Source organism: Paraburkholderia dilworthii (assembly GCF_000472525.1).
Lineage (GTDB): Bacteria > Pseudomonadota > Gammaproteobacteria > Burkholderiales > Burkholderiaceae > Paraburkholderia > Paraburkholderia dilworthii.
Map to the genome: position 1 here is coordinate 1 of NZ_AWZT01000102.1, position 5,695 is coordinate 5,695.

The following is a 5,695-nucleotide window of genomic DNA, read 5'->3' on the forward strand; positions in this document are numbered from 1 at the left end:
CCTGTTCACCCAGCAGCGCTCCGCCGCCGAGGCAGGCCGACATGCGCTGTCCGCCCGCCTTGCAGTGCAACTCTGGCGGCAGCACGATCCAGTGGTCGGCATATTCCCTGATACGCACCGGCACGCCGAAATGATGGGCCACGGCATCACGCAGTCCGTCTGGCGTTCGGCCCTGCCGAACGAGATGCGGTGCCAGTGACAGGCGTGCATGCGCGGGCAACGGCCGGGGCCGGGCACACCGCTGCGTAGAGCCGGAAAGCGCGGCAACGTAAAACGAAAACCGGTCNTGTTCGGGCCGGTCCAGACTCGCCACCGANTGNGCCGACGCCCATGCGCGGTACAGCAGCGTGAGCGAACGGTGATGGAAGATGTCGAGGAAATTGCTGAGCGTCGGGTCCTGACGATGCTCTTCGCGTTCGCGTGCAATCTCCGTGACGTGGATTGGCAGCGGACCATTGGGGCCGAGCATGCCGAGGCCAAAGAGCCGGATATGCAGTCTGCCGTTGTCCAGTCTGGCTTCGGCGATCTCGCGAGGGGCGAATATCAGGCTCGGTTTCTGGCCGATGCGAAAGGGTTCGGTTGCTGGCGACGGCGCGCTGCCGAGCGGATCGATGGCGGGGTTCGCATTGATGCGGCGCATGAGCGCGAAGAAACCGTAACGCCACGGCGTGGACTGCAAGGTCGCGATCAGTTCCCCGACATGGCAGCGTTGGGTAATGCGTGGTCCATCAGGTCACCTCGCGTTGAGTCACCTGATGCTCGATATCAGGCTGCACCCGCAGGTGGCGTGGTGCCCCTGGCGCGCGACTGGAATGCCCGCGTCGGTGATCCTGGCGTCGCCTTCGAGGATCAGGTTGCGTTTTATGTCAGGGTGCAGCGGGCACGATATCTCGTCGCCCTGCGGGCCACACGCGTCCCGCGGTAGCGCATGGTTTCTGAGGCGGTGATGACTTCGCCGCCGTGGTCGGTGGTGTCATTGAGTCAAATGAGGTCGGTCATGGAATTGCTCCTCATTGCCCGGTTTCGCGCACAACAATATATAACTGTCCGGTGGATCGTCACTTTCTTGGTTTTTTATTCTTGACCTTTATAGCCTTGTAAAAAATCACAAGTTTCATCGAATGCCCAATAACGTAAATGTTATGACTACGATCGGTGATTTTTATTCCATGCATCACCTAAAAATGTTTCGTTTTGATATCAGCGCCGTCCCAAAAATATGCGCCATTCGATTTGTCTGGCCCGCCGGCGAACGCATTGTGGGCAGCATCGACAGCAGCCTGCATGCCAGAATTACTTGAAATCTGAGCATCCGTTGACTTCACCATCTCGTTGTAACGCGCATTGCCATCACCTACGAATGAGAACGCTCCCCTTCATCTGGGTTGTGCAACGACGCCCGCCGTAATTAGTCGGCTGCGCGGGACCATACAGCGGCATTACCACTTGCAGTCGCCTTCTGCCATTGCGCTAGTGTCGAGCATGAAACCAGTCTTTTTATTTTTCTTCTTACTGGTATAAACCATGGAGGACACCTGCGTTCCTTGAGTAATCATTTCATATTCGCCGGTCGCTTGGCCATTGAACACCTCTATCCACGTAGTGGTTTCTTGGTCCGACGCATCCTCGCTCGGCGTCTCGCTCGTGGAATTGTCGAGCACTAGTGGAATGGGCCGTTTCGCATCCTGGTATTTAACAAATGCAGACGAAAACTTGATGGTCGAATCGTAATAAGTACGCATCTCAAAATTGATCGGATCGAACAGTCCCTTCGTTATTGTTTGCACGATCCGCGTATCAATCCAACATTATCAAGACGCTGCTTGGCGAGGTTGAGTTTCATTTCACTTCCAACCCACCCCGGCAAACTATCCGCATTGTCCGAAATATCACTTTCCATACGTGATGCGTCGTCTAGATACGACGCGGCAAAGTTCGCACACGCGTCTCCGCTCTTCGATTTCACCTCTAGCATCAGGCGTTTTATTTTTTCATTTATATCCGCGACACCCTCGTCGTAACACTGTTGAATTATCATTCCGCACCCGGCCTCGCAACTCAACCGATCCTGCTTGGTTCGATTCATGCACATCTGGAAAGCATCTGCATTAGATGTTTTCGAGAACGCATTGGAGACTCCAGCCAAACAAAGCGCCATCGAAAAAATGATAGAAATATTTTTCATGCACGTATCTTTACCCTGGCCTAGACAAATCTATCTGCACCACGACATGCTGCCGTGGCGTTGTAACGTCCACCTTCTGTGCCGTGGGAATCCAATCTGTAAAAATATTTTTTGTGTACCATGAAAAGACGAACCTCTCGAAATATCCAAAGGAACCACCATTCACTAGCTTGTTAACTCTGTCGATGGTTTGCTCCGTAATGCCAGAATCAGCTACTCTGCTTATATTCCGTGTCCCATCGTGATGCTTCCAGATCCAAAAAAAGCCCCCACTATCACAACCCACTGCTGAGTTACTTGCAAGAAGCTGAGGGTTGTATCGAGGTGCCCAGCGTTTCGGAACCCCGGTTAGGCCGATGATATGACCGTGAGAATCTCTCTGGGTAGGATCATCCCAGTAGTGAAGCGATGTTTCCGTGATTCGCGGTTCCCCATCATACACACCCTGATTATCTTGCATTTTCGCGAAATTTCCATATGCCTCATACGCGCCAGCCCATGTTAGCTGCATAACCCCCCGCCCATAAAACGCAGTATAATATTGAGCCATCGGAATCCCCGGGTTTGGAGCGCCGTGACCATATTCCGCGAACGTTTTCCAACGATCCGTTTCAATATACGTCTGAGCCAGAAATGCTGCCATCCTATCCGACGAGCCATCAAGCGAATATTTGCGAATTGTATTATTTAAATTGCAAAGGTGATGAGAAATACGCCCAACCACATCGCTCGATGTCAATGTGTTAGATAATGGCGCACGAGACGAGCCGGACTGATTAAGCCAAGCGCGCGCGGGAATCAATTGTCCCAACTCTTGCACCCCAATCCATTTGCACTTCCTGAAATGCCGGATAAATGCCAACGGATGGAAAAACCGGAATCTGTTCCCGCCAGCCAGAGCCGGCACATGGTCCATGAACTGGATCTTCTTCAGGAAACCCTCAAACCTGTCGTAGCCATCGGGGTCCGTGTCCTTGCACTTGCCGAAATAACCATCCGGCTTGTTCAGGTTCTGATAACGCTCGTCGTTGTTGGCTGAATCCCACTCGCTTTTCGTATGGCACACGAGGCCGGAAAGACCATTCCGCACATCATCGTTGCCCTGCACGTAGGAGGAGAGCTGTTCATCGAGGCTGAACTTTTGATCAGTTTGCGACACGTCATATGCGCTCGCCGTTGCGTCGCCGACAAGCTGGCGTAGCTTGCGGTAACTGAACAGGCCATCGGCGTCGAGCAGTGCATTTTCACTGCTGAGCTTCTGCCAGCCAGTGAAGAACGGAAAGTCTGCATCCGAGAGTTTCACGATGGATGTTCCGTTGATATCCACGTAGCCCTGCGTACCGTCTGCGTCAAATGGTACCGCGACCCATGTTGTTCTATCCAGTGCGGAGGCAAGCGTCGACGAGTGCGACAGGATGCGCCCGAAGCGCAGCAGTTCGTAACCATCACTCGGACACGTTGGATACAACGCCATTGCACGCTCATAGAGCTTGTATTCGTAGTCGTTGTATGGGTCCCCTATCGGCCGCGGTGTCAGCGGCACGCAATTGCCGTCGCCATTTTCATCCATCCAGGCACGCGTGTAACGCTGACCCTTGTGGAAATAGGCCTCCACATACAGTTTGCTGTTCTCTTTTGCCAGCCTTCCCGCATTCAGCCTCGGAAACCAGGTCTCGTCATGCGGTGTGCGTGGTCGGTCCAGAAATTCGACTGTGCCAGGGATCACGTAATAGGCATGGCCCCACCAGTCCATTGAGGTTGGCTGCGCCGGATTCTTTTCGCCGAGCTGGACCGCATGACCGGGCTGCTCGAACCACGCCGTGAAATCATCCCCGGTCATGAAGATTTCGAAGTGCAAATGCCGCAAGCCCTGCGATTGGCCCCAGTGGCCGAGGATATCCTTGCGATAAACTTTTCTGCCATTGCCCTGCTTGACGCCATCGCCTACTTCGAGCAGCCATGGCGCGAGCGCAAAGGGCGAACTGTTCTGAGGCGGGTTCGCTGGTTGCGGTGCAGTCAGTGCATGCTGCGCCGTGAGGTCCAGCAGGTGCATGTACAGCGAATAGAAGGTAAGGGTGCGCCCGTCTCCCGTGTCGGTTACATGACGAAGCAGCACGAAGCCATTGTTGGTATTCAGTGCCTCCTGGCCTGTCGCCTCGTCGATGTGGCCATCGGAAATGGGGTTCTGGCTGATGCGATAGGCGACCACCTCGCCGTCTGCGATGGCCCGTACCGGTTCGTTCAGGGTATGCGGCACGAGATGGATACCACCGTGCCAGCGACGATCGAACGTCACTGGAAAGACGCCGTGATAGCCTGGCTCATATGCCTCGACCGCCGTCATCATCGCATCGGTGCCGGTATCGCTGCTGGAATTAAGCCCCGTCTGGGGCAGAAAGGGTGGGCTGATGATCATGGTTAGCGTGATTTGGGATACCGGCTGCTCGTTTTCAGGTCGCCTTGCGGCATGGTCGGTGAGGGCATACGCTTCGAATCAGGGCCTGGGACATCCCACGACGCCCCCTTCTCCAGAATCGGCCCCGGCGAGCCATTGATGATCCCGCTGCCGTTAATCTGGACATACGAGCCGCCCGCGCCGATCCACACTTCCTTCGACGCGGTAATCACAACCCGGCCATCCGTGCTGGTGATCGTGAGGTCCTTCAGCGCCGCAAGCGCCATCACATCGCTTTGCGCCTGCAACTGGACCGCCCCCTTCGCCGCGAAGAACTTCATACCGTCCTGGTAGGCAAACAGTGATATCGAGCCGCGTACCGAGGCGTGATACGACCGACCCACCGACACGCTGTAGTCGCGGCCCGCCGTGATGGCGTGGTCATTCTGGCTTGCCATATGCGTGCTGCCGGTCGCGCTCGCGGCCATGCCCGCTGCACTCGCGATCACTACGTCGGGTCGCGTCATCTCCGGCGACGGGTTATCCGCCGTCTTCAGGGCGCCCCTGAGCGCATCGTTCTGCGTCCTGATGATGCTGGCCGCGTCAGCCTGGCTCGCCGCCGCCGTCTGTGCCCTGTGCTTCTGCGCAAGCTGCGACAGCTCCTCGTGCTGCTGCCGCGCCTGCGTGAGCCGCTGCACCGTCTCGCCCATGTCCTTGACCGGTGCGCTCGCGCCCTCGCGCGCCTCGCTCGTAAGCAGTATTCCCTTATTGCCGCGTCCAACCAGGTGCGCGTCGGTCGCGATCTCGATCCCCTCGCCGCGCGCCTCCTGCCGTCCCCTGTCTCCGTTGATGCGCACGTTGTAACCGGCCACGAAGCGCGAGTTCGCGTAGTCGCTCGCCACCTGCACCTGAAGCCTGCCGGGCGTGTCGTCGGTCACCACCATGTTNGANGCGCGCCACGGCGCGGCCAGTTCCTGGCTGCGCCAGCCCGACAGTGCCTGGTTCTTCACCAGATCCCACGGCAACGGGTTGCTGTCCGTGTTAAAGCTCGACAGCACGAACGGCCGGTCCGGGTCCGAATTGACGTACCCCACATAGACGTGATCGCGCACACG

At 56.6% G+C, this 5,695-nt stretch carries 6 protein-coding genes and 1 pseudogene; 1 reads left to right on the top strand and 6 read right to left on the bottom strand.

The genetic code is table 11. The features are described from left to right. Window positions 1–718 (bottom strand): type VI secretion system baseplate subunit TssG (gene tssG, locus F759_RS0134895; protein ID WP_027803842.1); only part of this gene is annotated, 718 nt, incomplete at its 3' end. Window positions 719–748: 30 nt separating this feature from the next. Next, window positions 749–981, bottom strand: a pseudogene (locus tag F759_RS41850) (PAAR domain-containing protein); the annotation flags it as partial. Window positions 982–1,142: 161 nt separating this feature from the next. Here F759_RS41850 and F759_RS42955 point away from each other — a divergent pair. Further along, entirely contained in the window at window positions 1,143–1,301 is a 159-nt protein-coding gene (locus F759_RS42955) for a hypothetical protein (protein ID WP_154670930.1), read from the top strand. 138 nt (window positions 1,302–1,439) lie between these two features. Here F759_RS42955 and F759_RS39770 read toward each other — a convergent pair whose 3' ends face one another. The 4 genes from F759_RS39770 to F759_RS0134920 are packed head-to-tail and all read right to left on the bottom strand — an operon-like array spanning window position 1,440 to window position 5,524. Then, complete coding sequence (locus F759_RS39770; protein WP_244439000.1) at window positions 1,440–1,787, bottom strand: hypothetical protein; 348 nt, start codon at window positions 1,785–1,787, stop codon at window positions 1,440–1,442. Continuing rightward, window positions 1,775–2,185: a hypothetical protein gene (locus F759_RS39775; RefSeq protein WP_036026158.1), complete on the bottom strand. Its 411-nt coding sequence runs from the start codon at window positions 2,183–2,185 to the stop codon at window positions 1,775–1,777. Before F759_RS39775 ends, F759_RS39770 begins: the two co-directional genes overlap by 13 nt. Window positions 2,186–2,195: 10 nt before the next feature. Continuing rightward, window positions 2,196–4,601 (bottom strand): M23 family metallopeptidase, encoded by a 2,406-nt coding sequence (locus tag F759_RS0134915; RefSeq protein ID WP_027803844.1) that lies wholly within the window; start codon window positions 4,599–4,601, stop codon window positions 2,196–2,198. A gap of 2 nt (window positions 4,602–4,603) precedes the next feature. Next, window positions 4,604–5,524: a DUF2345 domain-containing protein gene (locus tag F759_RS0134920; protein WP_456088833.1), complete on the bottom strand. Its 921-nt coding sequence runs from the start codon at window positions 5,522–5,524 to the stop codon at window positions 4,604–4,606. Between the last annotated feature and the right edge of the window lie 171 nt (window positions 5,525–5,695).

Coding starts and splice junctions, on each gene's coding strand:
- F759_RS0134915 (WP_027803844.1), bottom strand. CDS start 4,601: ATGATCATCAGCCCACCCTTTCTGCCCCAGACGGGGCTTAATTCCAGC.
- F759_RS42955 (WP_154670930.1), top strand. CDS start 1,143: ATGACTACGATCGGTGATTTTTATTCCATGCATCACCTAAAAATGTTT.
- F759_RS39775 (WP_036026158.1), bottom strand. CDS start 2,185: ATGAAAAATATTTCTATCATTTTTTCGATGGCGCTTTGTTTGGCTGGA.
- F759_RS0134920 (WP_456088833.1), bottom strand. CDS start 5,524: ATGGTGGTGACCGACGACACGCCCGGCAGGCTTCAGGTGCAGGTGGCG.